Annotated in this window: 6 protein-coding genes; 2 read left to right on the top strand and 4 right to left on the bottom strand. The window is 44.0% G+C overall.

Annotated elements, in window-relative coordinates; genetic code table 11:
- Nucleotides 1-15: 15 nt before the first annotated feature.
- The 4 genes from FHQ30_RS01460 to FHQ30_RS01475 are packed head-to-tail and all read right to left on the bottom strand — an operon-like array spanning nucleotide 16 to nucleotide 3,869.
- On the bottom strand, nucleotides 16-717 hold the full coding sequence (locus FHQ30_RS01460) for a prepilin peptidase (protein ID WP_139610282.1): 702 nt from the start codon (nucleotides 715-717) through the stop codon (nucleotides 16-18).
- A 10-nt stretch (nucleotides 718-727) separates the two neighbouring features.
- A complete protein-coding gene (locus FHQ30_RS01465) occupies nucleotides 728-1,927 on the bottom strand; it encodes a type II secretion system F family protein (protein ID WP_139610281.1) in 1,200 nt (399 codons plus the stop codon).
- Nucleotides 1,908-3,389: a GspE/PulE family protein gene (locus tag FHQ30_RS01470; protein ID WP_139610280.1), complete on the bottom strand. Its 1,482-nt coding sequence runs from the start codon at nucleotides 3,387-3,389 to the stop codon at nucleotides 1,908-1,910. Before FHQ30_RS01470 ends, FHQ30_RS01465 begins: the two co-directional genes overlap by 20 nt.
- Before the next feature lie 15 nt (nucleotides 3,390-3,404).
- Nucleotides 3,405-3,869, bottom strand: coding sequence for a prepilin-type N-terminal cleavage/methylation domain-containing protein (locus FHQ30_RS01475; RefSeq protein ID WP_139610279.1), 465 nt, complete (start codon nucleotides 3,867-3,869; stop codon nucleotides 3,405-3,407).
- A gap of 115 nt (nucleotides 3,870-3,984) precedes the next feature.
- Here FHQ30_RS01475 and ampD point away from each other — a divergent pair, with 115 nt between their 5' ends.
- Nucleotides 3,985-4,545: a 1,6-anhydro-N-acetylmuramyl-L-alanine amidase AmpD gene (gene ampD, locus FHQ30_RS01480; RefSeq protein ID WP_442805629.1), complete on the top strand. Its 561-nt coding sequence runs from the start codon at nucleotides 3,985-3,987 to the stop codon at nucleotides 4,543-4,545.
- A gap of 136 nt (nucleotides 4,546-4,681) precedes the next feature.
- Nucleotides 4,682-6,052: a hypothetical protein gene (locus tag FHQ30_RS01485; RefSeq protein WP_139610278.1), complete on the top strand. Its 1,371-nt coding sequence runs from the start codon at nucleotides 4,682-4,684 to the stop codon at nucleotides 6,050-6,052.
- Nucleotides 6,053-6,122 lie beyond the last annotated feature (70 nt).

Raw genomic sequence — 6,122 nt, forward strand, 5'->3', positions numbered from 1 at the left:
TATTTATAATTTAAGCTATAGCAAAAATAGTACTATTGCCGAAATATTCAATGCCGGCGCAAAAGGCAGCTGTTGTGTTTTCCAATCAGCCCGGCGGCGAGCAACAAACAATGCTGCCAGCAAAGTTAATACACTGGCAAGCAGCAGTAATAACGGCAGTTGTTGCCAGGGATAAAACATCGCAAGGGCGCTGATTAACCAGCAATCGCCCTCACCAAACACTTCTTTGCGGTAAATCCAATGGCTGATTTGGAAAAACAATCCACTCACCACCACCGCCGACAACAGGCTTTGCACACTTTGCGCCAGTGATACCAAACCGATCTGCTGCCAAGCCCCAAACAGTGCCAGCAGCGCCAACGCTTGGCAAAGTGCGGTCGAGATCAAACGGTAGTAAAAATCCAGCATCCCGATTGCCGTCAATAAGCCCAACAACGCCAACAGCCAAATTTGCGTTAGGAGATCCGAAGAAAACCCACTCATCAGCAAACTCAAACCGACAAAAATCGGCGGCAACCCATTCAGGGCACGACTTTTAATCGGCAACAGCCAGTGATAATCTGCGGCTAGTTGCTGCTGCGTATATGGCAAATAGCAATCTTGATACTGTTGGCGCAAAGTGCGGTTCACTCGTTCGGCAAAATGTTCCAGCGCATATTTCAGCCATAAACCGATGATCAGTGCCAAAAAAATTAACAAAAGTAAGCTCGGTTGCATTATTTCGACCTCATCCCAACATTGCTCCCATATCAAAAATCGGCAAGTACATCCCCAACATCACCGCACCGATCAGCCCGCCAATCAACAACATTAACAAGGGTTCTAGCAGTTGCGACAGCAAATCGATCTGATGATCCAGCTGGCGTTGATAATTGTCGGCAATATGTTGCAGCATCTGCCCCAAACAACCGCTCTTTTCGCCTACCTGCAACATTTGCTGCGCCTGCTGTGGAAACCAACGACTGCTGACGCTTTGCGAAAAAGCATAACCCTGTTGCAACAACTGCAAACTCTGGCTAATCTCCTGCTGTAACAGACTGTGTTGCGCTGGCTTCTGTGGATTTAAAAACGTTTGCAACGCTTGGTTCAACGGAATCCCGGCATTCAGCATCAACGCCAGATTGCGGCTGGAATCAACAATCAAGCTAAGCTGATTCAAGCGCCCAAACAGCGGCAATACCGCCAACCATTGTGCCCATTTGCGACGGATTCTGCCACTTTGGCGGTAAACACGGATTATGATAGCGATCAGCAAAGCGCATAACAGCGCCAAACGCCCGCCATAGTCCTGTAAGATCTGTGATTGTTGCAGCAAAAATTGCGTAAACAGCGGCAATTGCTGCTGATTTTGTTGATACATTTCGGCAAATTGCGGCACCACAAACAGCAGCAACAGCACTGTCAAAGCAAAAGAGATTAGCAGCACCATCATCGGATATAACAAAATTTTCTGCAATTTGCGCTGTAATTCTAATTTTTTGGCTTTATCTTCGCCGATTTGACGACATATCTGTGCCAGCTTTCCGCTGGTTTCGCCAATTTTAATCAACTGCCGATCACGCTCATTCAAAAACTGCGGCTCTTGAGATAAGGTCTGTGAAAATGAGTACCCCGCAGCGATTCCATGTTCTAACTGCTGTAACCACAGCTGTAATTTTTCGCTTTGACAATTCTGGCTCAACATTTGCAACACAGTTTTTAACGGCAGCGCTGCTTGCAGTAACATCGCCATTTGCTGCATCAATTCGCAAATCTCAGCATGGCTGACCGCCGATGACAGACGCCAATTGCGTCGCACTTTTACTTGCTGCAAGCCACGCGCCAGCAACCGCACTTTTGCCTGTTCAGCATTTGGCGCTAAAATCATACCGCTCTGTTGCCGTTGCAATTGGTTCACTGCCTGCCAGCTAAATTCCGCCATTACCATCTCCCAATACTCGCTGAATCTCTGCCAGATCAGTCACGCCAGACCGCACTTTTTCCATTCCGCTGTGATACAAGCTGGCAAAATCCAAGCGATATTCCGCTTTCGGCAAGCTATCACGGGTTTTATTATTAAAGTGCGGTTGTAAAAATTGATAAGTGCCAATTCGACCATAATAGCCTTGCTGACATTTGCCACAGTGTTCTTGCTGCGCTTGCCGACATTCACAACGGCGGCGCAGCAAGCGCTGCGCAATCACCAATAACAGGCAAGATGCCAGTTCATACTCCGGAACGCCCAACTGTTGCAAACGTCCGATTGCGGCTTGTGCATCATTGGTGTGCAAAGTAGACAGCACTAAATGTCCGGTTTGTGCCGCCCGAATCGCCATCTGTGCGCTCTCCTCATCACGAATTTCGCCCAACATAATCACATCCGGATCTTGACGCAGAAAAGTGCGCAACAGTTGTTTGAAATCCAAGCCAATCGCCGGATTGATCTGGGTTTGTACAACACCCGGCAAACTAATTTCAATCGGATCTTCGGCGGTCAGAATATGTTTTTCCGGTTGGTTCAGGCTGTGAAGTGCGGTATACAGCGAAATACTTTTACCACTGCCGGTCGGCCCGGTCACCAAAATCAATCCTTGTGGTTGGCGCAATGCCTGTTGAAAACAGTATTGTTGGCGCTCGGTCATGCCCAATTCAGCAAATGCCAGTTCGACAGGCTTATTCTGTTGCAGCCGCAACACCGCTTTTTCGCCCAGCTGGGTCGGCAAAATTGACAAACGGAAATCCAACACATCATTAAAAGCGGTGGTAAATTGAAAGCGCCCGTCTTGCGGCAATCGAGTTTCGGCAATATCCAAATGTGCCAACAATTTCACTCTTGAAATCAAACGGTTGGCAAAATTAGCGCTGACTTGCCGATTGACGTTCAACACACCGTCCACCCGAAACCGCACTTGCAACCCTTGTGCGTTTAGCTGTGGCTGCGATTTAAGTTGTGCTATCGGTTCAAAATGGATATCTGATGCCCGTTGTGCCAACGCCTGTTCAAAAATCGTTTCCAACAACTGAATCACCGGTTCATCACGTTTATCCTCTTGCACAGCCGGAATATCGTGACAATATACCGCTTGGGTGTAGTCTTGCGGCTGATCTGCTACGCTGCTTGATACTGTCGCAGTTAATTGTTGCAGTGCGCTTTTCAACACACTGTTGTCCAGAATCACTGGCTCGACGCTTTTATCATGTAAAAATGCAAATACCTCACAAGCATTCAAATTATCCAGCGAATCCAGCCCCAGCCATAACCGCTGTTGATCTTCTTGCAGCGGCAATGCGAAATAGCGTAGCAACAACGATTGCTCATGACAATTACGTCGCCACAGTGATGGTTCAATCTCAAAAAGCTGCCCGTCCAGCGCTGTGATTTGAATGGTGAGTGAATCAACGCCAGTCATCCGATACTCCCGCTGCTACGAACAAAAACCAACCGGAAAAATAGCCGTATCTGAATTCGGCGCAGTGCAAGCCACCGCCCAACTGATTTCGCTGCCGTTGCCGCCGCTCGGTGTCAGGGTGTAGCCGTAGCCCTCCAAGCTGCTTTTACCGCTGACACTGATTTTGCCTGCTGCGGTGGCGATGGTTTTGATATATTTCGATTTATTCTCTGCCGTTTTATCCGGCTGAATACCATTGCTGCCACCGCTGCACCCCGTCGCTGCGCCGGTATTATAAATACACAACTCCACCTCGCCACGATAGGGGGTTGAAGCTTGCAGCAGTTCCGACAGCGCCGCTTTGCGGGTGTAGCTTTGATAAGACGGTACGGCAATGGTCGCCAACACTGCAATAATGGCGATAACGATCATCAACTCCACCAAGGTAAAACCGTGTTTAAGCTTGTTTTTCACATTGCATTTTAGATTAAAGTGTTGCATGATTTTTTCCTCATTTAGATAAAAATTGACGGCTCAAAATTGACCGCCTCAGCATCGCAAAGCTGCATACAAAAATCTAAAAACGGCAAAATTACTGGAATTGAGATCGCAAAATATGATGTTGCCCCCGCAAAAAATTCAGCACGGCTGGTTGCAGCCGGTGCGCAAGATTTCGTCACCGCACTTTGATGCACGCCCTGATCCCGACGATGTTTCCCTGCTGGTGATTCACTACATCAGCCTGCCGCCAGAGCAGTTTGGCTGTGATTTTATCGATCAATTTTTTCTGGGCAAACTGGATCCCAATACCCACCCCTATTTTGCCAAGATTTACCAGCAACGGGTTTCTGCGCATTGTTTGGTTAATCGTTTGGGCGAAGTTACCCAATACGTCAACTTTGCTGATCGCGCTTGGCACGCCGGTTTATCCTACTTTCAGGGACGGGAGAAATGTAATGATTTTGCCATCGGCATTGAATTGGAAGGCTCAAATAATCAACCTTTTACTGCGGCGCAATACCGCACTTTGCAGCAACTGACCACGTTGATTATGCAAAACTATCCACAAATTACCCCAGAACGAATTGTCGGGCATAGCGATATTTCACCGGGAAGGAAAATCGATCCGGGTCAATTTTTTGATTGGCAACGCTATCTTAGCGGAATATCCGCCTAACAGTAGAAATACTATTTAAAATAAGAATTTGTGATATATCTCACACAGATAATGATGTATCACATCGCTGCTTGTGATCAATATCTTTTTATTATATGGTCTGTTTATAATAAAAATTAAGTGAGCACAGCCTAAGATGAAAACATATTACACCCTGTTATTTAACCGCACTTTTAAGCTTGCGCTACTATTATTACTGATACAACAGGTTATTATCGCATCTTCAACCTATTGGATTGCGATCAGTGCTGAAAGAATTGCCACACAACAGCCCTATTTTCTGTATTTATCGCTGTTTATTGTGTCGTTAATTATTGTGTATATTCCGTCGGTCATTTCCATCAGCTTATTGGAAAAAGCCAAAATAATTGCGTTAAATGCCTACCATGCTCAATTCAGAACACTGTTTTACGGCTTAAGCCACATCAATGCTGATAAAAACCAGAAAAAAACCATGATGCCCTATTTATCGTCTGAATCTTTTCTTGTAATTGATGAATCTTATCGCTTTATTTATGATTGGATTGCCGTGATATTAAATGTACTGTTTAATATCATTACTCTAGCCTTTTTGTTAGAAGCCAATATTATTTATGCTTATTTTATCGGACTGTTATTAGTATTAGGCTTTATCCTGAAATTCAACACTAATGTCGCTGAAAAAAGTCGCCAAGCACAACAAGATCGTACCGAATTGCAACATCACTTGTCCCAAATCTGGGATAACTGTACGTTGGGCAATCAATATAATGATCATCTTTATCAACAAGACTTACTGAAAAAACAACAATCTTTATTATTCTCCGCGGTCAAAAGCAAACAATTTAATAATATTGTCTCCTCTGTTGGTATGTTAATTATGATGTCGCCGGTTATTATGCTAATCCTATTTCTGTTTTATCAATACCGCACTTCGCCAGCAATGTTAGCGGTGCTGATTGCAACGTTACCAAGACAGGTCATTATGCTGCAATATTGCTACAGTATTATTTCCTATATTACCCAATGGTCTGCATTAAAAGCCAAATTAAACGGATTACTTCAAGCTCTGATACCGCTGCCAACAAACAGTGATATTTATCAGCGAATTTTATGGGATAAATTTAACGTTAGTACATCTGCTAATCTTAATATTAAAATGATCAACTTGGAATATTTAAAAAATAATCTACCTAAACATGGAAGAATTACAATTCAAGCGCCAAACGGCGCCGGAAAATCGTCTTATTTAATATGGCTGAAAACACAATTGGCAGAACAAGCTTATTACCTGCCGACTTATCACCATCTACAGTTTTCACAAACAAATACAACGCATTGCTCTACCGGAGAAGTATTAAAATATAATCTCAATGAACTGCAACAACATTTAGACCAAAAAATTAAAGTGATCATGTTAGATGAATGGAACGCTAATCTTGATACGGCATCAACAAATGAAGTGGATCAATTAATCGAAAAACTAAGCCAATTGTTTTTAATTATTGAGGTGAGGCATCATATTTAAATAATAGAAATGTTGATTTAATATTTAATTTTGCTTCATCTCTAAATCTAAAATATTTTCTTTCATAGAT

This window comes from Testudinibacter sp. 'clade 2' (assembly GCF_006227735.1).
Taxonomy (GTDB): domain Bacteria; phylum Pseudomonadota; class Gammaproteobacteria; order Enterobacterales; family Pasteurellaceae; genus Chelonobacter.